This window comes from Clostridium sp. UBA5712 (genome assembly GCF_002419845.1).
GTDB lineage: Bacteria > Bacillota > Clostridia > Clostridiales > Clostridiaceae > Clostridium_J > Clostridium_J sulfidigenes.
The window spans coordinates 48,144-69,050 of the sequence record NZ_DIGW01000010.1; the positions used below are offsets into that span (position 1 = coordinate 48,144).

22 protein-coding genes and 1 riboswitch are annotated in these 20,907 nt (G+C 29.3%); of the genes, 5 read left to right on the plus strand and 17 right to left on the minus strand.

Annotated features, from left to right (window positions below):
• Positions 1-79 precede the first annotated feature (79 nt).
• Positions 80-251: riboswitch (Lysine riboswitch) on the minus strand.
• Between the two features lie 238 nt (positions 252-489).
• The gene (locus B3B03_RS04255; RefSeq protein WP_346876553.1) at positions 490-1,224 is read left to right on the plus strand and encodes a DUF3784 domain-containing protein; all 735 of its coding nucleotides are present in this window, start codon (positions 490-492) and stop codon (positions 1,222-1,224) included.
• Between the two features lie 114 nt (positions 1,225-1,338).
• Complete coding sequence (locus tag B3B03_RS04260) at positions 1,339-1,494, plus strand: hypothetical protein (RefSeq protein ID WP_346847482.1); 156 nt, start codon at positions 1,339-1,341, stop codon at positions 1,492-1,494.
• A 70-nt stretch (positions 1,495-1,564) separates the two neighbouring features.
• Here B3B03_RS04260 and B3B03_RS04265 read toward each other — a convergent pair whose 3' ends face one another.
• From B3B03_RS04265 to nrdD, 10 genes are all read right to left on the minus strand, one after another.
• Positions 1,565-2,875, minus strand: coding sequence for an ABC transporter permease (locus tag B3B03_RS04265; protein WP_346876554.1), 1,311 nt, complete (start codon positions 2,873-2,875; stop codon positions 1,565-1,567).
• 8 nt (positions 2,876-2,883) lie between these two features.
• Positions 2,884-3,774 (minus strand): ABC transporter ATP-binding protein, encoded by an 891-nt coding sequence (locus tag B3B03_RS04270; protein ID WP_346876555.1) that lies wholly within the window; start codon positions 3,772-3,774, stop codon positions 2,884-2,886.
• A 260-nt stretch (positions 3,775-4,034) separates the two neighbouring features.
• Positions 4,035-4,568 carry a DUF5317 family protein gene (locus tag B3B03_RS04275; RefSeq protein WP_346876556.1) on the minus strand — a complete coding sequence of 178 codons (534 nt, stop codon included), beginning with the start codon at positions 4,566-4,568 and terminating at the stop codon, positions 4,035-4,037.
• Positions 4,569-4,623: 55 nt separating this feature from the next.
• Complete coding sequence (locus B3B03_RS04280) at positions 4,624-5,916, minus strand: HD-GYP domain-containing protein (protein ID WP_346847486.1); 1,293 nt, start codon at positions 5,914-5,916, stop codon at positions 4,624-4,626.
• Between the two features lie 267 nt (positions 5,917-6,183).
• Positions 6,184-6,792 (minus strand): hypothetical protein, encoded by a 609-nt coding sequence (locus tag B3B03_RS04285; RefSeq protein WP_346876557.1) that lies wholly within the window; start codon positions 6,790-6,792, stop codon positions 6,184-6,186.
• A 222-nt stretch (positions 6,793-7,014) separates the two neighbouring features.
• Positions 7,015-8,199 carry an AI-2E family transporter gene (locus B3B03_RS04290; protein WP_346847488.1) on the minus strand — a complete coding sequence of 395 codons (1,185 nt, stop codon included), beginning with the start codon at positions 8,197-8,199 and terminating at the stop codon, positions 7,015-7,017.
• Positions 8,200-8,428: 229 nt separating this feature from the next.
• Positions 8,429-8,953 (minus strand): hypothetical protein, encoded by a 525-nt coding sequence (locus B3B03_RS04295; RefSeq protein ID WP_346847489.1) that lies wholly within the window; start codon positions 8,951-8,953, stop codon positions 8,429-8,431.
• Between the two features lie 89 nt (positions 8,954-9,042).
• Positions 9,043-9,498, minus strand: a complete 456-nt coding sequence (locus tag B3B03_RS04300; protein ID WP_346847490.1) for a dUTP diphosphatase — start codon at positions 9,496-9,498, stop codon at positions 9,043-9,045.
• A 37-nt stretch (positions 9,499-9,535) separates the two neighbouring features.
• The gene (gene nrdG / locus B3B03_RS04305) at positions 9,536-10,030 is read right to left on the minus strand and encodes an anaerobic ribonucleoside-triphosphate reductase activating protein (protein ID WP_346847491.1); all 495 of its coding nucleotides are present in this window, start codon (positions 10,028-10,030) and stop codon (positions 9,536-9,538) included.
• A 14-nt stretch (positions 10,031-10,044) separates the two neighbouring features.
• On the minus strand, positions 10,045-12,288 hold the full coding sequence (nrdD, locus tag B3B03_RS04310; RefSeq protein WP_346847492.1) for an anaerobic ribonucleoside-triphosphate reductase: 2,244 nt from the start codon (positions 12,286-12,288) through the stop codon (positions 10,045-10,047).
• Positions 12,289-12,660: 372 nt separating this feature from the next.
• Between nrdD and rbr the strand changes: the two genes are divergently transcribed.
• Together rbr and B3B03_RS04320 are read left to right on the plus strand one after the other, a co-directional pair.
• The gene (gene rbr, locus B3B03_RS04315) at positions 12,661-13,269 is read left to right on the plus strand and encodes a rubrerythrin (RefSeq protein ID WP_346876558.1); all 609 of its coding nucleotides are present in this window, start codon (positions 12,661-12,663) and stop codon (positions 13,267-13,269) included.
• 100 nt (positions 13,270-13,369) lie between these two features.
• Positions 13,370-13,528, plus strand: coding sequence for a DUF1540 domain-containing protein (locus tag B3B03_RS04320; protein WP_346847494.1), 159 nt, complete (start codon positions 13,370-13,372; stop codon positions 13,526-13,528).
• A 139-nt stretch (positions 13,529-13,667) separates the two neighbouring features.
• Here the strand turns inward: B3B03_RS04320 and B3B03_RS04325 are convergent, their stop codons facing one another.
• The 3 genes from B3B03_RS04325 to B3B03_RS04335 form a co-directional block, all read right to left on the minus strand.
• The gene (locus B3B03_RS04325) at positions 13,668-14,537 is read right to left on the minus strand and encodes a cation diffusion facilitator family transporter (RefSeq protein WP_346876559.1); all 870 of its coding nucleotides are present in this window, start codon (positions 14,535-14,537) and stop codon (positions 13,668-13,670) included.
• Between the two features lie 235 nt (positions 14,538-14,772).
• Positions 14,773-16,977 (minus strand): type IA DNA topoisomerase, encoded by a 2,205-nt coding sequence (locus B3B03_RS04330; RefSeq protein WP_346876560.1) that lies wholly within the window; start codon positions 16,975-16,977, stop codon positions 14,773-14,775.
• Positions 16,978-17,290: 313 nt separating this feature from the next.
• Positions 17,291-17,713: a carboxymuconolactone decarboxylase family protein gene (locus tag B3B03_RS04335; protein WP_346847497.1), complete on the minus strand. Its 423-nt coding sequence runs from the start codon at positions 17,711-17,713 to the stop codon at positions 17,291-17,293.
• Between the two features lie 137 nt (positions 17,714-17,850).
• On the opposite strand from B3B03_RS04335, the gene B3B03_RS04340 reads away from it, so the two are divergent.
• A complete protein-coding gene (locus tag B3B03_RS04340) occupies positions 17,851-18,297 on the plus strand; it encodes an Lrp/AsnC family transcriptional regulator (RefSeq protein ID WP_346876561.1) in 447 nt (148 codons plus the stop codon).
• A 145-nt stretch (positions 18,298-18,442) separates the two neighbouring features.
• Here B3B03_RS04340 and B3B03_RS04345 read toward each other — a convergent pair whose 3' ends face one another.
• The 4 genes from B3B03_RS04345 to moaA form a co-directional block, all read right to left on the minus strand.
• Entirely contained in the window at positions 18,443-18,793 is a 351-nt protein-coding gene (locus B3B03_RS04345; RefSeq protein ID WP_346876562.1) for a zinc ribbon domain-containing protein YjdM, read from the minus strand.
• 134 nt (positions 18,794-18,927) lie between these two features.
• Positions 18,928-19,374: an MOSC domain-containing protein gene (locus tag B3B03_RS04350; RefSeq protein ID WP_346847499.1), complete on the minus strand. Its 447-nt coding sequence runs from the start codon at positions 19,372-19,374 to the stop codon at positions 18,928-18,930.
• Between the two features lie 18 nt (positions 19,375-19,392).
• A complete protein-coding gene (gene moaC, locus B3B03_RS04355) occupies positions 19,393-19,872 on the minus strand; it encodes a cyclic pyranopterin monophosphate synthase MoaC (RefSeq protein WP_346847807.1) in 480 nt (159 codons plus the stop codon).
• 21 nt (positions 19,873-19,893) lie between these two features.
• A complete protein-coding gene (gene moaA, locus B3B03_RS04360) occupies positions 19,894-20,904 on the minus strand; it encodes a GTP 3',8-cyclase MoaA (protein WP_346847500.1) in 1,011 nt (336 codons plus the stop codon).
• Between the last annotated feature and the right edge of the window lie 3 nt (positions 20,905-20,907).

Sequence of the window (20,907 nt, forward strand, 5' to 3'; positions counted from 1 at the left end):
ATGTACCAAAAATAAAAAAAGGCGGACAAAGGAACACCCTTGTCACGCTCAATTTAATTCACTATGAACACAACAGGTGTTACTTTGTAGCTCTCCACTATTTTCATAGTGGCAGTATAGCACATATTTTGTACTATCCCAGAGAATATCCTTGCCAGGTTATTCTCTTCGGCTTTTCTCCCCTTTCTTCTTGTATCATCGTGTGCCCACTTCTCAAGAATACTTTTGGTAAAAGCTCCTCTACCCTAAATAACATCTCTTAATTATCTAAATTTAATTTTAATACTTATTGGGATAAATATTTTAATTTTCTTAATAATATAATACTCAACAAACATAGTCAATACTTATTTAACATATTTTTTAACTCAACATATACATTTTAAATTTCACTTCTTATATTTTATATTTATTACATTATTTTCTTGATATATTTCATAACTAATCATATAATTTGTATATAATATACTGTATTTAGGAGGAATCTATATGGGAATAAATATTGTACTTTTAATTATTGCATCCTTATTCTTTGGTATTGGAATATGCATAAGTAAATTAAAGTGGTATTGGCTAATCTCAGGATACAACACTATGAATAAAGAAGAAAAAGCAAATGTGGAAATTGAAGCCTTAGGAAATTATATGAGTAAAACATTCTTTTTTATCTCTAGTTTGAATATTATCGGATTTATATTAAATTATTTTTTTAATATTTCTTTATCTATTTTTATAGTTCTAACTGTAATTGTACTACTGTATTCTATTTATAATTGTCAACGCTTTGACCATAATCCAAACTCTAGTAAAGAAACAAAAATTGTATTAATAATAGTTATATTTATTATGCTGATAACTTGTATACCTATAATGGCTATTGGTTATTCCTCAACTAAAGTAACAATCACTGATACTTCTATAAAAATATCTAGTGGAGTTAATGCTTCAATTCCAAAGGATAAAATAAAAAGTGTTTCCCTAGTAGATGAAATGCCTAAAATTCATATTAGGACAGGCGGCATAGGTATGGGTAGAATCCAAAAAGGAAATTATAGTCTAGAGAATGATATTGAAGCTAAGCTATTCTTAGCTAGCAAAGAGGGTCCCTTCATTGAAATCATATTGGACTCAAGCCCTTCCCATTATTACATTAACTATAAAGATTCAAAGAATACTAAGACAACCTATGATGATATTATAAATAAATTAGACTTAGATAAATAATACAATAACATGAATTTTTACTATAACACTACTACCATATATACAATATATTACTAGTATTATTTTATGTAATTCTACAAATGATAATATTACTTATATTAAGGAGGAAGTATTATGTCTAAAAATTCTTGTAAAACTAAAAATAAAAAAACTACTTCACTAAAATCTGATCCAATATCCCCTAAATACCAAGAAGGTGTTAAAAATAAAGCTAATGAGCATTCTCCATATGGAGAAAATGAACCTTCTACTCATACTATCTTTAGATAAGATAAGCTAACTAGGAATAATCTTTTACAATTTTATTCTTAGTTAGCTTTAAACTTATAATTTCCTTATACTATTTTTCGTTATTAAATATGGTGAATAGATCTTTTATTTTTAGTCTATTACCTGTATGAAGTATTACTACAGAGTATACCCTAGCTGTAAATAGAGTCAACACTACAATTGTTGCTATTAATATTAATAATGAAACTCCCATCTGAACTATACCTATTGTTTCTGACAAAATCATAGATGGTATATAAAATGGTGCTGAAAATGGTACATAGGTTGCAATGGTTCCTATCACTGATTCTGGTGACATTATTGCTGCATATGCTATGTAAAAACCTATTATTGAAATAAATGATACTGGCATTATAGCTGTATTTAAATCTTCTAACTTACTTATAGTTGCACCAACTAAAGCATTTATAATAGCATACAATACATATCCTAATATGAAGAACAGTATTATTAATACCACTTGTATCACCGGAATTTTTCCAAGTACTGCTGATATATCAAATATATTTGCAGATGTATCTATAAACTTCTTAACTATAGCTCCACTTCCTACAAAGGATATATAGGCAGTTAATAATATAGATGCAAACTGAGTTATTGCTAAGAATCCCATACCAACACACTTACCTACAACAAGTTCCATTGGTTTAGTTGATGTAAGTAATAATTCCATTACTCTTGAGGTTTTCTCTGCAACTATAGAACTGGCAACCCAATATCCATAAAAATAAATTATATAGAATAGTAGCATACATGCTACCATAGGAAATACCATTTTTATTATCATATCTTCCAAGGTATCATCCTCATCACCTGCAGTAAATACTTGAGTGTTTATAGGTGTAGATAATTTTACTAGCTCTTCTTGTGATACTCCAGCCTTAATTAATCTACTATTATTTAAAATACTAGATATAGTTTCCGCTAGTATTTGTCCATCCTCTGAAGACACAGCATCACTAGTGGGTGTTATTACCTCCACGTAATATCCTATGTTTTCATTACTAATAGAAACTAAAACCATCTTATCTTCTAAGGTTTTAAGTTTTTCTAATATAGCCTCTCTACTTTCTGTAGCCTTTTTTAATTTTAAATTTGGAAAAGCTACTTTTAATCCTGACTCTAAATCTACCTTCAGGTCAGAGTCATTCATATAATAAGCAGTCTCTATTCCAATTTCTTTGCTACCATTAGTTGCCTCTTTACTGTCATCATCCTTACCAAAAATTGCAGGAATAAAGTTTACTAATGATGTTAATATAAGCACCGCTATCAATATTATGGTGGTAGAAATCTTAAATGCCTTACCCTTAACTTGTTGAGCTACAGTGAATTTTGTAACCTTCCAGAAATTATCCATACTCAATTCTACTCACCTACCTTTTCAATAAATATTTCATGAAGAGTTGGTTCCCTAAGCTCAAATCTAATAACTTGAATATTTCTACTTAATATTTCTTTAAGTAAACTTGTAGCTTCATCTTCACTATTAATACTTAACTCTATATAATCTTGATTTTCATTTAAAATTTTCATATTAGCTTTTTCCAATAGTTCTTTTATATCTCCATCACAACTTAAAATTAAGTGATTTCTTCCATAAGATTTTTTAATCTCTTTTAAGTTACCACTTAACACAGTTTTGCCTTTATTAAGTATAACAAGATTCTCACAAAACTCTTCTATAGTACTCATTTGGTGACTTGACATTATTATATATTTACCTCTTGCTATTTCTTCCTTAATTATATCTTTAAACAAATCTGTATTTACTGGATCAAGTCCACTTAAAGGTTCATCTAAAATTAGTACTTCTGGATTAGATATTAAGGCTGCAATAAATTGTATTTTCTGCTGATTACCCTTAGATAATTGCTCTGCTCTTTTATCTCTATATTCAGTAGCTTCTAATCTTTCAAGCCAATATTCAATACTTTTTAACGCCTCCTTGCGAGTCATTCCTTTTAACTCACCAAAGTATATTAATTGATCTAACACAGTAAATTTTGAATATATACCACGTTCTTCTGCTAAATATCCTGTTGAAACTTCTTTAGAATTATACGATTTCTCATTCCAAGTAATCGTCCCATTATCTTTTTTCAACATTCCTAGCATCATTCTTATGGTAGTAGTTTTTCCTGCACCATTAGTTCCTAATAATCCAAAAACTCCCGGTTCTTCTATGGAAAAGCTTAAATTATCAACTACCAATTTATCACCATAGCTCTTAGCAAGATTATTTACCTTTAACGCCATATTTCCTCCCCCTTATCAATTTTTTCAATTGAGTTATGTTATAACTTTATGTAAATCCTTTTTTACCCATGGTATAAATATATATTATTGTTAATTTGTAGTCAATACACTTTTTTTTAATATAACTTGAATTTTACTTGAAACTACTTGAATTTATACCTATTTTCTTCTTCAACAATTATATTTTATTATTCTATGTAATATGCAAAAACACCTAAAAGGTGTTCTATAAGCATTAAATATATAATTTTATATTTATTTTAATCTGCCCTAAGCTTCATTCCCTTTACTATAATACCAATGATACCTATAGATAATATAATATCTCCAATACTGGCTATACCCCCATACTTCCATAACTTATATGGTATTACATCTGCTAAAAATTTAAACTTTGTTTCTCCACTAATAATAGAATATAAACCTTTAGTTTCTACTGGTCCACTTACATTTAATATGTCCATAGCCTTTGTACTAATAGGCATAGTACATCCATTTCCGAATATAGCCACTATATTCAATAAAAAGCCTATCCCAATCACTAAAATCATCTTATATTTTCTATTGATATATATAAATGCCATTATACAACTATACATTACTATATTTAAAACATAAGTTAAACTTCCAATTTGAAGGTTTCCTGATTTAAGAAAAATCTTCATTATAAATTCCACTAAAAACCCTAGGGCTATAAGCCACCATCCTTTAATTTCGAGATTATTTAAATTTTCTATATTTCCTTTTAGCAAATATCCTAATACTACTCCAAGAATCACTGAAAATAAGAACATGTCTATCCCCCATATATGTAAAATATTTTAAGTTAAATTATTTTTAATTATTATATTAAGGCAACTTTCCACCATTCTTTCCTACAATTCTTAAATAAGTTTCTGCCACCTTAGGATGAAATTGAGTACCTGAATATTTTTTAATTTCCTCTAAAATAATACTTTCCGAAAGTCCTTTCCTATAAGGCCTATCAGATGCCATAGCATCCACCGTATCTGCTAGTTGAACTATGTAAACATTTAAAGGTAATTCATCACCTTTTTTACCATCTGGATATCCTTTTCCGTCATACCTTTCATGATGGTTTCTAACTACAGGATAAACATAATCAATATTTTTAATATCCTTAATTATTTTAATTCCTATCTCCGGATGTTCCTTTATTGCATCGAATTCCTCATCCGTTAACTTACCTGGTTTATTTAAAATAGCATCACTAACTCCAATTTTACCAACATCATGCAGCATAGCAGCTATATTTAATTCTTCAATACTCCACTGATTATATTTTAACTCTTTTCCAATAGCTACAGATATCTCTGCAACTCTTCTAGAATGTCCTTCTGTATATTGATCCCTAGCATCAATTGCATTCATTAAGGCTTCAACAGTATCAATAAACTGAGATTTTGAATCTGAATATAGTAATAGAGTATATCTAATTAACAATAATGGAAATGTTATGAATGCTATGCCTAAATAACCATACTTAATAAATACTAGTGCTAATAAAATTCCTATTGGAATCATAACTACAGAATTTAATATTCCCATTCTTATATTACCCGTAAAACAGAATACTACATTCTTATTTGTAACTATAGACATTAATATAGACATTATTAAACTATTAACTATTATGAAAGCAAAACAAAATACTATCAATGGTCCTATATTGCTAACTATAAAGCTTAGACTAAATTGTCCACCTAAGGTTTTATAAAAAAAATTACCAACTACAACTGGTAATATTAACGCACAACAATTAAATATTGTTCCATATAGTGGAGTATTAAATACATGTTTATACTTATATCCATATATATTTTCATCAACCTTAATTACTCTACATAAAAATCCTAATATAAGAATTATAATGCATTCAAACGTTCCAAATAACACAAAGGAAGCTATAGTTACAGCAAAACTTGTACTAAAAGACATATTCTTAAATGATACTGTAAATGATTCTGTAATTGCTGTTAAAATTATGAATACTATAATATTTGTAAAATTACCAACTTCAATTTCCATTTTCCCATTCATTATAGGAATTACAAAAGAAATTACAGTAACTAAATAAATTAAAATAAAAAATCTTTTTTGTTTTAAAGATATATTATTCATCTTATTCCTCCGATATATTTAAGGCCGATTATTTATTAATCTTAACTATTAAAATATCCAAGTGATAGTTGAACCACCACCCATTGCTAAAGCTAGTAAAGCTATTAAAGCTGGCATAACTTTTTTCATGTTTTTCATTATAAAATCCCCCTTATATGCAAATTAACAAAGATCCGCTAAAAATCTGTCATAATTTCCACTCCGCTAAGGGAAGATAAATAAAACTTAAATATAATTTAAATATAATCGGCCATTAAATCAGTTTAACTATTTTTCTATTCTTCTGTTTATTGCATCAAGAGTGGCCTTTGCTATTGCCTCATTTACATCATTTCTTACAATGGCAGTTCCTATTAGAACTTCTTCTGCAATGTCATTTATCATATTTACAATAACGGTTACATAGGATATATTTCTAATTGAATTTACTACTATATCCTCTACATCAAAAACAGAGACTTGTCCAATTATTTCTTCTACAGCTGACACAGTAGCTTTAGCTACTACCTTAAGTCTATTAATACTTGTTCCAATTGCAGTTTGCGTAGACGTATACTCATCATCATCCATATTTAATCTAATTTCACATCTTACGTTATTATCTTTAACTTCTAAAGAAATACCTTCATATCTAATTCTCTTTATAGACTTCGTTTCCCCAGTATCTATTTGAGCTATACTAATTAATTTTCTATTTATTCTATAATTAAATATCGCAAGAAGTGCTGATTCGATGTCTCTTACAATCTGTTTAGGTGATCTTGTAGTATTTGCAATTATATGAACCTCTTCTACTTCATCCTCATTATATACTACTTTACTATGAGTTACACCTTGAATTTTCGCTATAACATCTTCAAAGGACATAAAATCCATAATTAACACCTCATTTTTATATTTTCAGTTAAATTATACATCATATTTCCTTTATTAACAATATTAATATCTGTAATTATTTTGAAATGTGTTCTTAACATTATATTATTATTGAAATATGGATTATTTTTTACTAGAATTTGTAACAAACTTAAGACTATAAAATAAAAATATGTTGAGATATAGATCTACCTCATATCTCAACATATTAATGTACATTTTCTAAAATTTAATTTTATTTTCTGGAGCTGCATACTCCTTAGCTTCTACTGGCAATCCCTTTTCCTTTAGTACATTATTAATTACACTTACTATAATTGAATAAATCACAGCAAATGTTGGAACTCCTAATATCATTCCTACCACTCCAAATAATCCATTTCCTAAAAGTATGGCAAACATTACCCAAAATGCAGTCAATCCTGTGGAGTTTCCTAAAATCTTAGGCCCTAATATATTTCCATCAAACTGTTGAAGCACTAAAATAAATAATATAAACCATAATGCCTTAATTGGACTAGCAATAAATATAATTATAACACTAGGAACTGCTCCTATAAATGGTCCAAATACCGGGACAATGTTAGTTATTCCTATTATAAAGCTTACAAGAAGTGGATATGGCATTTTAAATATCTTCATACCCACAAAGCATATGATTCCTATAATTAATGAATCTAACAACTTACCACCAAGAAAACCTATGAAAGTTTTATGACTAGACCTAGTGAGCTCTATTACATATTTTACAGGTTTCTCCGGTAACATAGCATATAAGAATTTTTTAATCTGTGCAAAAAATTTTTCTTTTCCTGCTAATAAGTAAATAGATATAATTGTTGCTATAAATATGTTTAGTATATATTGAGTAATATTAGCAGAGAATTGGAATAAATCTAACACTGCTGTGCCTGCAATACTTGTTATATACTTAGATATGCTATTAAAATCTTTTACTATATCTTCTACCATATCACCATTTAAATTTAAAGCTATAACTATATTATTTATGTATTCCTCTAGAGCCTTAATATAGTCAGGTATATTTTCTAAAAGTGTATATATGCTACGACTCAGCTCTGGAACTAATATAGAAAATACAATACTAATTAATATAGCTGCAGATATATATGTAATAGTTATTGAAATAAACCTTTTTGCTTTGTACTGATTTTTCTTGTCCATAAATTTAAGAACTTTATCTTCTAAAAACTTTAATGGTATAGCTAATAAATATGCCATAGAAAAACCATATATAAATGGCATTAATAGTTTAATTACTTCTCCTACTTTATTAAAAATACCTCCTAGATTTTTTATTATAAAAAACAGTATAATCCCTACTGAAACTACAATAATATTAGATATAGTTCTTTTAGCAATATTGGAGTTTAGTTTTATTTTCATAATTGTCTCCCTTATTTTACTTTTTAAATTTTTCTATGTTCTAAATTATATATCAACATTACTTATTTAATACTTAAGTTTATTGTTTATTTCCACATTATTAACTTATGCTACACAATTATACTATTTCTTAAGCTTATTTACTACAATAAACCTCGAAACAAAAGAAGTTCTTATATATCGCCATAAATAAGAACTTCTTTATAATATATTTATCTACAAAGTTAATCTACCTTATACTTGAAATAGCCCATTTATTATTATTGTACATTATAGTTAATGTGTTATAGACTGGTTTCTCATTGCCCTCTGCTGTAGTTAAATTGAATTTTATCTTATGCAATTTAACCTTGCTACTTACATCAACTTGGTCTATGATTTCATAGCTAGTAATCCATGGACTTGAAGTCCCTGTTACCCATGATGTATTATTTTCATTAGAAAGATGATTTTTAAAATCTTGCTGAAGTTCCTTATTCATAACAGCGTATTGAAGTACTCCATTTCTAGTCATCATTCCCTTTGCCCAAAGCTTTGCAGCTTCTTCACTACTCATAGCCCCGAACTCCTTTAAAGCTTCTTCTGCTAAGCCTATATGCTCAATGATTTTATTATTAACTAATAAATTATCACTTACCATAGCTTCTACAAATGGTTCATTTTCTTTTCTTTCAATAATGTTAAAAAAATATACCATAGAAATAGCTGAAATAATTAAAGTCCAACTTACTACTGTTATCATAGTTCTTTTCATTTGCCATATCCCTACCTTTATAAGCGTTAATAAAAGATTAAGAATATAGTGCCCTTGTTCTAAAGAATAAATACACCAATTAAAACTTATTATTTACCTGTACTACCAAAACCTCCAATTCTTTCCTCTTCAGTATTACAGTTATCACTTACTAAGAAAGGTATAAACATAGCTTGAGCTATTCTATCACCTTTTTTAATTATATAAGGCTCTTTTCCTAGATTTAAAAGATTTATTCCCAAATTTCCATCATTCTTAGGATTGTTATAATAGTCACACTCTACCCAGCCTTGAGCATTAGCCATTAAAACTGGATGACTTCCCATAGAACTTCTAACATTAATAATCAAAGCTTCCCCTGGTTGAAAATATGACTTTACATCTGTCCATATTAATTGCTTACCCATAGGCTCTATAACTACATCTATAGGTGAATATATATCATAGGCTATAGCATGCTTGCTTCCCCTTGTTGGTAACTGTATGTCTTCCTGTGGATGCTTTCTTTTCTCATCTGTAACTATTTCAAATCCTCTTGTTCTCATTGCGTCTCTCCTCTTTCTAATGCTCTTATATTAATTTTTACAACTTAAATTCTTTAACATTATTTTCCCTAAGGCTTTCTTTAACATCTATAATTCTTTGTGAGCTACTTCCTCGAAATTTTAGAGTTACATCCCTTTCGCTTATTTCAAATCTTCCATCTACAATTACATCTATATATTTTAAAACTTCAGCTTTATTCAATGAAAATAACTGCTCCCAAGTATATCCTGTATATAACCATATATTTTTATTACATTTTTCTTTTAACCTCTTAAGTAATTCTAGAGTATTTTCATACTGAACAGTTAGCCCATCTCCACCACTTATAGTTATATCTGTAATTGGATTTTTAGTAAGCTTATCTACAACCTCATCTATTTTATATAAATCGCCCTCTTCATACCAATACTTTTCATTCTGGCATCCTGGACACTTATGAGTGCATTCCGCTATATAGCATACTTCCCTAAGACCTACTCCCTCATTTAAAGAACAAGGATTATATCCTATTAATCTTATAGTATCAATCAATTTTATTTTCCTTCCTATAGCTTAGTTATAGTACTATGTTTAAATCTTTCTTTAACTTCAGCTTGCTTAGCTTTATTAAAGTTGCGATAATCTGTAGTTAAATATCCTGTAACTCTTCTAAGTTGTTCTATTTCCTCGCTATGGCAAATTGGACATCTATCATTAAATTCTCCTTGATAGCCACACTTTAAGCAAGTATCTATAGGGAAATTGAAAGCTAAATACGGAATGTCTAAGCTAAAGGCATAATCTATGATTTGCTCTATTGCTTTTGGATTTTCTACTACTGAACTATCTAACTCTACATAAGTTATACATCCTGAAGTAGGGTACTTAGTAAATGGAGCCTCAAGTTGTAACTTAGTAAATACATCTATATTTTTCCAAACTGGTATGTGATGTGAATTAGTTATCCACTCCCTGTCCGTTACATTTTTTATAATTCCAAATTCATCCCTTAAACCTTTAATTTCTCTATTTCCTGTTATTATAGTTCCACAAGTAGACTCAATTGGCGCTGCATAACAACCAAAGTTTAAATTGTATCTTTCTGAAGCTTCCTCTGCAAACCTTGAAATTCTTTCTACCACCGATAATGCAAACTTATGAACATCCTTATCATCACCATGATCTTTTCCAAAGAGAGCTTGACACATTTCTGCAATACCTGCATATCCTATAGCTTGGCTTCCATGTTTCATTACATCATAAATACAAGTGTCTGAGTCATATTCTCCACCTAACATACTTTTATTTCTATACATGAAAGGGGCTGATTTAGCACTTTGTGAACATATATATTTAAATCTATCTACTAAGGCTGTAGCTGAAAGTTCTAAAAGCTCATTTAATTCATTCCAAAAACCTTCAAGATTAGCTTCTTCTCTTTCTCCTAAACATATCCCATGTTTTATACCTATTTTTACCAAGTTAATTGTTACTGGAGTAACATTTCCTCTTCCTACCTTTGAATATCCCATACCATGTCTATCAAATCCAACTAAGGTTCTACATCCCATAGTTGCCATAGCTGTATCCGGATTACTTAAATCTTCTACATTCTTACTCCAATCACAGTTTACCCAGTTAGGATATATTCTTTTAGACATAGATTCTATAGCTAACTTCTTTAAGTCATAATTTGGAGTTTCTTCTGTATCATTAACCCCTTTTTTATATTGGAAGATTGCTATTGGGAATATACTTGTTTTATGATGTTTTCCTATTCCATCTATACTAGCAAGCATAAGCCATCTAGTAAGCATCCTACCAGCAACTGTAGTTCTTCTTCCTAAATTTATAGATGTAAATGGTACTTGGGAACCTGGTCTTGATTCTAGTGTATTCAGATTATGGTATAAGCCTTGAGCTGATTGCATACCCTCTCTATCTAACTCTCTTAATGCAAAAGCTGTTAGCTTAGGATATTTCTTCTTTAGCTCTTCTTTATTTTCTACGCATATCTCAGAATCTAACTCTTTCCAGCTTAATTCTTTATCTTCAAAGTAAAAAAGTGCATCAGAAAAATGCTTTTTGAAAGATATATCTACCTGCTCTTCTAAATCATAATCTATATGGCAACTTCCTGTACCTCCAAATTGTTCTTGGCTTTGTATTTGGAATATTACTGCTACTAATTGAAATGCTGTAGATAGTCCATTAGCTCCTCTTACATCCCCATTTCTAGTAATAAATCCATTGTTAACCAGTTTCTTTATATCTGGGAAACTACAATTATGCATTCCCGTAGCATAACTATCTAAGTCATGTATGTATAATCTATTTTCAATATGTGCCCTTGCTATTTCAGGCTTTATTACCTTATCTAGGGTATACCTTTTTAATATTACATTTGCACTTTCAAATTTACGACCACCAAAACTATGCTCGTCCACATTAGCATTGGAGTTCATAATATCAGAGCATTGAAGTACCTTATCTAATTTTTTATATGTATCACCATTAGTATCTCTTGCAATTCTACGCTTTTCACGATAATCTTCATAGGCCTTTGATACAGTTTTATCTTTATTATTTAAAGCCTTAACTACTATGTCTTGAATTTCTTCAATAAACAGCTCTTCTTTTCCTAACTCTATAATAGTTTTTTCTATGTTAATTTCTAAGTCACTCCAATGTTCTTTAAACACAAAGTCATTTCCATGGACTTCTTCATAAGCCTTTTTAATGGCTATATGTATTCTCTCCATATCAAAGTCTTTAACTCTTGAATCCCTTTTAATAATACTTAATTTCATATTATTCCTACCTTCCCTGAAATTTTTAATTACTACTTTTGTCCCTTAGCAGTAAATTTTTCATATTTTCATGGGCTATGAAAATATAAAACCACAGATAGATTTATTATATCTTTCACTCTATTTTAAATCAATGTCTATAAATTGAAGTAATGTACATATACCTACTGTATTAACATTTAATTCTACTTCATACTCTCTTTATCTTTATCAGATTCTAAGTACATACTATTTCAACTTATATAAGCTAACTCTGATAATGTTCTCGTATCAATTTAACTCTTGCTTTAACTTACTTTTAAAAGTTATGAATAAAATTACTCTACTTTTGGAAACTTAGTAATAAGATTTAAAAATTTGGAGGTAATAAAAATGAATTTTAAAGATAGTGAAACTCGCATTAATTTAATGAGATCCTTTGCTGGTGAAAGTCAAGCAAGAAATAGATATACTATTGCTGCAAGCTTTGCAAAAAAAGAGGGACTTTACATAGTTGAGCAAGTATTTAATTATACTGCAAACCAAGAAATGGCTCACGCTAATCAATTCTATCAAAAATTAAAAGAAGAAGCTGGAAATAATATAGAAATAGGAAATGGTGCATATCCTGTAGACTTATATGATTCAACTCTAAAATTGTTAAAAGCTGCTCATCACAATGAGTATGAAGAATACGATGATGTTTATAGTAATTTTTCTAAAATTGCTAAAGAAGAAGGGTTTAATGCTATTTCTACATTATTTATCAACATAGCTTCTGTAGAAAAAATTCATGGAGATAGATTTAATTATTTTGCTAAGCAATTAGAAGAAGAGACTTTATTTAGACGTGATGAATCAATTCAATGGTTTTGTACTAATTGTGGATATATATATGAAGGGAAGGAAGCTCCTAAAGCTTGTCCTGTTTGTCTACATCCTCAAGGCTATTTCATAGAATTCTGCCGTTCTCAATTTGGTTCTAATTACACTACAAAATAAATTTTTATATTTTTAATAAACATTACAAGGAATAATAACAAATATAAAAGCCATACTAACTTTGTAGTTAATACAAAAACTTTTTAAGGAGTGAATTTAAATGGAAAAAAATGAATCTATTAAATGTACAATCAACAACTGCAAGTACAATAATCGTAACGAAAACTACTGTACATTAAATCAAATTAAAGTAGGAACTCATGAACAAAATCCTACAGTAGTTGAATGTACAGACTGCCAATCTTTTGAACTTAAATAGAATATAATTAAACGTAACCCCTTACTAAAAAATACTATATGCAATATAAAATTATATTGCATATAGTATTTTTACTCTTATTTAAGTCAAAAAATTATTTAGGTCAAATATAATCCATCGTTTTAATTTAATGTTCATATTAATTATACTTATAAGGATTAATATGAACCATACAATGCTTAATATTATTATTTTTTTCGACACCATGGTGTATGTTTATTGCTATGTCATGTCCTTCTTCTACTGTAAGTTTTGAATCTACAGACACTTCTACATCTACATATACTCTATTAGCATGTTGTCTCGTTTTTATACTGTCAATATGTCTTACGCCCTCAATAGTCTGAAGTTTTTCATTGATATCACTTATAATTTCTTCATCTGCAGAAGTATCTATTAATTGATTTACACTTTGCTTTAATACATCACAGGCTACTTTTATAATTACAACACAAATAACTATGGCAACTACTGAATCTAAAATTGGCCATCCCATTCTAGCTCCAATTATTCCAATTAAAGCTCCCACTGAAGAAAAAGAATCTGATCTATGATGCCAAGCATCTGCTCTGAGAGCAGAACTATTTATTTTGTTAGCATATTTTATTGTATAAAAATACATCCACTCTTTAACGATAATAGACAATATAGCAGCCCAAATAGCAAGGATTCCTGGATTCTTTATTTCTCCTAAAACAATATTTTTAATACCAGAATATCCTATAGATATAGCAACCACAAAAAGCATTATAGATAAAAACAAAGAAGAAATACTTTCAATTCTTTCATGTCCATAAGGATGGCATTTATCATCAGGTTTATTGGAAAGCTTTAGTCCTATTATTACTCCTATAGTACTAATCACATCAGAAAAAGAATGGATACCATCTGCAATCATCGCATTACTACTAGACATAATACCTACCAATACTTTAATTGTTCCTAAAATGGCATTAACTAAGATTGTATTTTTACTAACTCCTACACCTATACTTGTTCTTTCATCCATAAATTTCCTCCATTATCAATTGACTTTAGTCTAATGTTGAACCACTATTATCTTTTTCCTTAATATCGGAAATCAACAATAATATGGCCATACACCAGATAAAGTATATTATTATAATACTCAGTTACCCTTAATTTGTGAGTTTTCTCAATAAGTTTCTTGTATAATGTATTATCAATTGATAATGAATCTACTTTAATTATCTGTAGTTTAAATATAATTTTTGTTTATCTTTTTAAATAAATTCCATCTTCCAACTTAAATAACCTGTTTCTTCATTTTTTTCATATCTAAAATAAGCAGCAAAGGTATTTCCTTTCTTGCTTCTCAAATTTCTAAATCCTACTTTACCATTTTTAAGAAGTATTTCTACCATTTCTTTTGTAACTTTCTTGCCATAGGATTCAATGTATTTATCATTCTTCCAAATAGTGAATTTACAACCATTTTTCCAGTTACTACACCCAAAGCTTTTTTCTCCTTCCACTACTGGATTTCCGCATATAGGACAATTACCTACACTAACCGTCCCAGGAGAAAGCTCTATCTTTATTTTAGATAACATTGATGTATCCTTTTTTATAATTTCCACAGATTTACTAGTAAAATCACAAATATGCTTAATAAAGGTGTCTTTTTCTACAGTTTCTTTTTCTATATCCGATAGGGTTTTTTCTAGCCTACCGGTGTATTCTAAGTCAAACAAATCCCTTACAGGAAACATCTCTACCATTGTCCTACCTAACTCTGTACAAGTTAGGTTTTTTCCTTTAGTAGTAATATATCCTATATCTTTAAGTTTTTTAATAGTTTCAGCTCTAGTAGCTGGTGTTCCTATACTAAAACCGCTCAATATGGACTTCATTAATTCTTCCGAAGTTTCCTCTAAATTATCTTCTGAAGAGTTTTCATCATCATCATCATTATTTTCTTCTTTTCCTAAACTCTTACCACAGGTTTCCATAACCCTTAGCAAAGTCTTTTCTGTATGATTTTTAGGTGGCTTCTTTGTTACGGTGTTAACTTTATTTCCTACAATATCCACTACTTCCTTTTCCATAACTAAAGGAAGTATAGTATCCTTAGTTTCTATCTTTTCTACCACACGCCAGCCTTCAACAATTTGAACTTTACCCTTGGAAACAAATATGCCTTTAATATTTTCCTCATAAACCTTAGCCGTAATTTTTGTTTCCTCAAATTCAGCAATAGGCATAAATTGCATTATAAATCTATTTTTCACTGCATTATAAACAATTGCTTCATCAGCACTAAGGCCGCTTGGTTTTATATAAGTTGGAACTATAGCACTATGACTCTCCACCTTAGAATTATCAAAAACCCTTTTAGTTTTTGCAAATTTTATTTGATTTTCGTATGGTAGACCCTTTTTAAGATTCTCCAAAACCTTCCTTGTTCTATCCTCTAAGCTTTCTTCTAGGACAATACTGGCAGTTCTAGGATAAGTAATAAACTTTTTTTCATAAAGAGACTGGGCAACCTTTAAAACCTTATCGGAAGTCCATCCTTTAAATTTACTAGTAATATGTCCTTGAAGATTTGATAAGTTAAATAGATACGGTGGATATTCCCTTTTCTTCTCTGTTTGCTTATCAACTATCTCCGCTCTTTGTCCTTGTAGTAATTTTCCTATATTACTTAAATAAGACTTCTCTTCGAATTTTTCTGAATCATTTTCATAATATAGACCTTCGTACTCCTCATTAGCCTTAGTCTTAAAGGTAGCCGATAACTTATAATAAGTAGTAGCTACAAAGTTTTCAATTTCCATGTCCCTATCATAGATTATCTTTAGAGTTGGTAATAACACTCTTCCTATGTTTAGCATTTTAACATCTTCAAATTTATATCTCAAAGTTGCCACAGATGTAAGATTTATCCCAATAACCCAATCTGCCCATTGCCTTCCTATTCCAGCATCTTGTAAGGACTTCATTTCTTTATTAGGCTTTAAAGCTTCCATACCCTTTTTTACTTCATCTGGAGTCCACTCATTTAGAAGAAGCCTATATACAGGCTTTTCTTCATTGAAATATATAAATAATTCATCTGCTATAACCTGACCCTCTCTATCAAAGTCTGTGGCGGATATTATTCCATCTACATTCTCTCTATCTATAAGTGATTTAATAATGCTAAGCTGTTTCTCAGCTCCCTTATCAGTAATATTTCTATTAAGTGAATCACTTTTTATCTTATATTTAAACTCCTTAGGTATAAATGGAAATTTAGAAAACTCCCATCCCTTCATGCTTTCATCATAATCTTTAGCATCATATAGTTGTAATAAGTGACCAAACGCCCATGTAACTAAATAATTCTCACCCTCAAAGTATCCATCTTTTCTAGTTTTTATATTTAAAGCTTCTGCAATATTCTTTGCCACGGATGGTTTTTCCGCAATAATAACCTTAGCCACTTCTCTCACACCTTACTTATTTTCTCTTACTTAAATAAATTTACTTATATTTATAGTTATTTTTAATTCTTAAAACTTTCCACTTAATTATACAATAAAATAAAACTTTATTAAAACTAGACATTTATTTTACAATATAAACTTTTTTGACTAGACCCTAAGGTAGTAGATTATGATTTATCAGAAGTGATAATATGAGGATTTTATATATAAAAACATATAAATATTTTCATAGATAAATATGGAGCTATTTATAATGTTAAATAGCTCCTTTGTCAATACTTATCGGCTAACTTATCTTGAACTAGCCCTTCTAAATATATATTGCACAGCTAGGTTCCAAATCAAGTAAAGCTCCGAACCTTTGCGATGCTGTAAAAAAGCAAATTAGTGCAAAAAGCTCTGAGATTTCTTTTTCACTGAATAGTTCTCTTAAACTTTTAAAAGTCTCCTCTGTTAAAACTATATTCTTTGAAATCATATCTGCAATTTTCGTTGCCATTCTTATATTTTTATCCTCTATATCTTCAGAAGGCTTTCCCTTTGCCATACAATATTTACATCCATTGTTAAAAGCAAGAGTACGTCTTACTTCTTCTTTTAATTCATAACCAAAAGTTTTAGATTTTAAAAAACTTATTTCTAAATTACTCCAACCTTTCATTATCTCACTGTTATATCCAAGTAGTTGTTCAAAGGATGTTATCCCCTCATTTGAAAAATTTATTTTTGTCATAATATCTCTCCTTTATTAATCAAATCTAATTTTATTAATATTATATATAAATAAAATTGAATTTTGTATTTCATATGACATATAATAAAACCTATATATATATCATACAAAATATTAAAAAGGAGAAAATATTTCAAATGAAATTTGACGAAATTGATGTAATGATTCTATCCGAATTAGAAAAAAATAGTAGATTATCCATAAGAGAGTTGTCAAAGCGAATTAACCTATCCCCATCCTCTGTTACAGAGAGAGTAAAAAGACTTGAAGATAACAGAATAATAGAAGGCTATACTATTACTATAAATAAAAAGAATCTTGGTCTATCCATTGATTGTATAATAAAAATCACCATGAAAAATGGTGAATATGAGCGATTCAAAAATTTTATTAAAGACTACAATCGCAGTGAATGGTGTTATAGAATTGCTGGGGATGGTTGTTTTCTTGTTAAACTTTCAGTTAAAGATTTAAGTGACATTGAAGAATTTATTAATGAAGTATCTCCATATGCAACAACTAGTACTTATATTGCATTCTCAGAAGTAGTCATAGAGAATTCTATAAATAAGTTTTTAATATAAGTTTTTTATTCTGTCCATAGTTCCCATGTTAAAATACTCTGATCATAATCCTGTTACCTTAGTGTTTAAATTAAAATAAAAAAAGAAAGCCTCCATGAACTACATATAATTCATGGAAGTTTCCTTTTGTAGAGTTAATTATAGCTTATATTTTTTTAACGAATTCGGATTTTAAACTCATAGCTCCAAAACCATCAATTTTACAATCAATGTTATGGCCATCAGATGCATCAGGAACTAAACGTATATTTTTTACTTTCGTTCCTATTTTTATTGATGATGAAGCACCTTTTACTTTAAGATCTTTAATTATTGTTACAGAATCACCATCTTGTAACACATTTCCATTTGCATCTTTTATAACATTAATATCTTCATTATTTTCATTTTTAGCTTGTACTCCCCACTCGTGAGCACATTCTGGGCAAACAAAAATACTTCCATCTTCGTAAGTGTATTCTGAATTACATTTTGGACAATTAGGTAAATTACCCATAACTTCATTTCCTCCATTCGTTACTATAGTTCTGATACATAAGATTCACTTTATAAAATAATATATACAGCTTCTTATGTTCTTATATACTATCATAGTCTTCCTGTATTGACAAATTCTATTTATAATTTAACTCAAGCTTTCCAGTACTTAATTACAGAAATCTCATCACCAGGTTCTATCCATCCTTCTTCTAATACTTGAGCAAAAATCCCTTCTCTAGGCATAACACACTCCCCTGTGGTCTTCATTATTTCACAGTCCTTATGACATTCTTTTCCAATCTGTGTCACCTCCATAATAACTTCTCCAATGGAAAGCTTTGTTCCTATGGGTAGTTCATATAAAGTTATTCCTTGTGTTGTTATATTTTCTGCAAATATTCCTGGGACTAATTCTTTATTTATTTTTCCTCTAAGCTTATCTATGCTTTCATCTCCTAACAAGCTAACTTGTCTATGCCAATTACCACCATGAGCATCTCCTTCTAATCCGAAGTCGATCTTAAAGAAACCTCTTTTTATAGGTGTTTTTATAACCCCTTTCTCAGTACTTATATTTATACTAATAACCTTTGCCATATCCATCTTCTCCTATCTTTAAAAATAATTAATCTCTCCAGATTTTCCACCAATCTTTCGAAGTAGCCTAATATCACTTATAACCATTGATTTATCTACTGACTTACACATATCATATATAGTTAATGCTGCTATGGATACCGCTGTTAAAGCTTCCATTTCTATACCGGTTTCCCCTATTGTTTTAGTTGTAGCTATTATATCTACCTTACTTTTATCATGATCTAGGTGAAAGGTAATATCACACCCTGACATCATGATAGAATGACACATGGGAATTATATCTGAAGTTTTCTTTGCTCCCATTATCCCACCCACTTGAGCTACGGAAAGTACATCTCCCTTTATAATTTCCCCTTTGTCTATCTTTTCTAAAGTAGATTTCTTCATATAAATAGAACCGCAGGCTATTGCCTCTCTATCTGTCTTTTTCTTTTCACTAACATCTACCATTCTAGCTCTTCCTTGCTCATTTATATGAGTGAATCCTTCATCTATTTGAACATCTTTAATCATAAGTTATCCTCCTATTTGAAACATTTGCTTATTGCTTCTACTTTTTCCTTCCATAGATAGTCTATGTCCTAATGGCTTATTATACATAGCTCCTAAAATCTTTTTCTTAAGAATACTATATTCTCTACTCTCTCGTAAATCGCAGTATGATAAATTATATTTTTTAAATAAATCTCGTACATCTGATAGAATATTAATTTCCTCTTCACCATGCAAACAAGACTTAATTCCACCTTCAGCAGTTAATCTAACTCTATTACACTCACTACAAAAATTACAACTTATAGGACTAATAAATCCAATTCTCCCTTTTCCCTTACTACTTTTATAAAGTTCTGCCGTTGAAGATACTCTATGATCTTCAGGTATAAGATTAGGATGTGACTCTACTATATCCTTATAGGGTATAAAATGATTTTTAAATAACTCTGTACCTGCTCCTATAGGCATTAATTCTATAAACCTCACATCTATAGGCATTTTCTCTGCAATTTTAATAAACTCATCAACCTCGTCTAAGTTTATACCTTTCATAAGCACCACATTAATTTTCACCGGAGTAATGCCCTTATCTAAACATACTTCTATACCTTCTTTAACTTTTTTAAGATATGATCGTCCTGTTATTCCTTCATACTTGTCTTCCTTTAATGTATCCATACTAACATTTACTCTATTTAACCCTGCCTTCTTTAATTCATCTATTTTATCCTTCAAAAATATGCCATTAGTAGTTAAAGATATATCTTTAATTCCTTTAACTTGGGATGCATTATATATAATCTTAGAAATATCCTTTACAATCAACGGTTCTCCACCAGTAAATCTAACTTTCTCAACACCACATTCAGCAAATATTCTAATAATTAAATCTATTTCTTCTATAGACATTTTCGAACTAACATAATTTTGATTACACTTTCCTTCTGGCATGCAATACATACATCTTAAATTGCACATATCCGTAAGAGAAACTCTTAAATAATTTATGTTACGTCCATGGGAATCTTCCATAAA

Coding starts and splice junctions, on each gene's coding strand:
- nrdD (WP_346847492.1), bottom strand. CDS start 12,288: ATGAAATTAAGTATTATTAAAAGGGATTCAAGAGTTAAAGACTTTGAT.
- B3B03_RS04260 (WP_346847482.1), top strand. CDS start 1,339: ATGTCTAAAAATTCTTGTAAAACTAAAAATAAAAAAACTACTTCACTA.
- B3B03_RS04350 (WP_346847499.1), bottom strand. CDS start 19,374: ATGGCAAAGGTTATTAGTATAAATATAAGTACTGAGAAAGGGGTTATA.
- B3B03_RS04290 (WP_346847488.1), bottom strand. CDS start 8,199: ATGAAAATAAAACTAAACTCCAATATTGCTAAAAGAACTATATCTAAT.
- B3B03_RS04265 (WP_346876554.1), bottom strand. CDS start 2,875: ATGGATAATTTCTGGAAGGTTACAAAATTCACTGTAGCTCAACAAGTT.
- B3B03_RS04300 (WP_346847490.1), bottom strand. CDS start 9,498: ATGAGAACAAGAGGATTTGAAATAGTTACAGATGAGAAAAGAAAGCAT.
- rbr (WP_346876558.1), top strand. CDS start 12,661: ATGAATTTTAAAGATAGTGAAACTCGCATTAATTTAATGAGATCCTTT.
- B3B03_RS04275 (WP_346876556.1), bottom strand. CDS start 4,568: ATGTTCTTATTTTCAGTGATTCTTGGAGTAGTATTAGGATATTTGCTA.
- B3B03_RS04280 (WP_346847486.1), bottom strand. CDS start 5,916: ATGAATAATATATCTTTAAAACAAAAAAGATTTTTTATTTTAATTTAT.
- B3B03_RS04325 (WP_346876559.1), bottom strand. CDS start 14,537: ATGGATGAAAGAACAAGTATAGGTGTAGGAGTTAGTAAAAATACAATC.
- B3B03_RS04285 (WP_346876557.1), bottom strand. CDS start 6,792: ATGGATTTTATGTCCTTTGAAGATGTTATAGCGAAAATTCAAGGTGTA.
- moaA (WP_346847500.1), bottom strand. CDS start 20,904: ATGGAAGATTCCCATGGACGTAACATAAATTATTTAAGAGTTTCTCTT.
- B3B03_RS04335 (WP_346847497.1), bottom strand. CDS start 17,713: ATGACAAAAATAAATTTTTCAAATGAGGGGATAACATCCTTTGAACAA.
- B3B03_RS04320 (WP_346847494.1), top strand. CDS start 13,370: ATGGAAAAAAATGAATCTATTAAATGTACAATCAACAACTGCAAGTAC.
- B3B03_RS04270 (WP_346876555.1), bottom strand. CDS start 3,774: ATGGCGTTAAAGGTAAATAATCTTGCTAAGAGCTATGGTGATAAATTG.
- B3B03_RS04295 (WP_346847489.1), bottom strand. CDS start 8,953: ATGAAAAGAACTATGATAACAGTAGTAAGTTGGACTTTAATTATTTCA.
- B3B03_RS04255 (WP_346876553.1), top strand. CDS start 490: ATGGGAATAAATATTGTACTTTTAATTATTGCATCCTTATTCTTTGGT.
- B3B03_RS04345 (WP_346876562.1), bottom strand. CDS start 18,793: ATGGGTAATTTACCTAATTGTCCAAAATGTAATTCAGAATACACTTAC.
- B3B03_RS04340 (WP_346876561.1), top strand. CDS start 17,851: ATGAAATTTGACGAAATTGATGTAATGATTCTATCCGAATTAGAAAAA.